The sequence below is a fragment of the Flavobacterium cupreum genome, from assembly GCF_003996965.1.
Taxonomy (GTDB): Bacteria; Bacteroidota; Bacteroidia; order Flavobacteriales; family Flavobacteriaceae; genus Flavobacterium; species Flavobacterium cupreum.
The window spans coordinates 1-423 of sequence record NZ_QWDM01000086.1 but is presented as its reverse complement, the minus strand read 5'-3'; the positions used below and the strand labels follow the sequence as shown (position 1 = coordinate 423).

The 423-nt window shown below is 57.4% G+C and carries 1 protein-coding gene; it reads right to left on the bottom strand.

From position 1 onward, the window contains the following. Positions 1-423: hypothetical protein (locus D0817_RS26740; RefSeq protein WP_202866522.1), on the bottom strand; the 423-nt coding region annotated here is incomplete at both ends.

The following is a 423-nucleotide window of genomic DNA, read 5'->3' as shown; positions in this document are numbered from 1 at the left end:
CTGGACGCGGAATTCGTCGTACCAGGCACTTGACTCGCGCGTCTGCAGTCGGTATTCCAGCCCATTGGAGCCGGCCATGGACATGATGAGACGATCCTCGTTCTGCAACTTCTGCAACAGCTCGGGAAGTTGCTTGCGCAGCGCAGCGGAACCAGCAGCCAAGTCTGTCACCAACAAGTCGGCCAGCATGTCTTCAGTTGCCTTCAGGCCGATGTCGAGGGCGGCGTCGGCAGGTAGTTTGTTGATTAGAAAGATAAGCTTGAGCAGCTTGCCTTTGAGCTGCGAGCTCTCGTCCCCTGCAGAAAAGCGTTGGACGTTCTCGAACACTTCTTTAGGCAGCTGGGCCGTGGAGACCAGATTGGCGGAGATTTGGTCGTAGAGGAAGTCACCCGCAACCACATGGCCCAACGGCAGCTCGGCTGT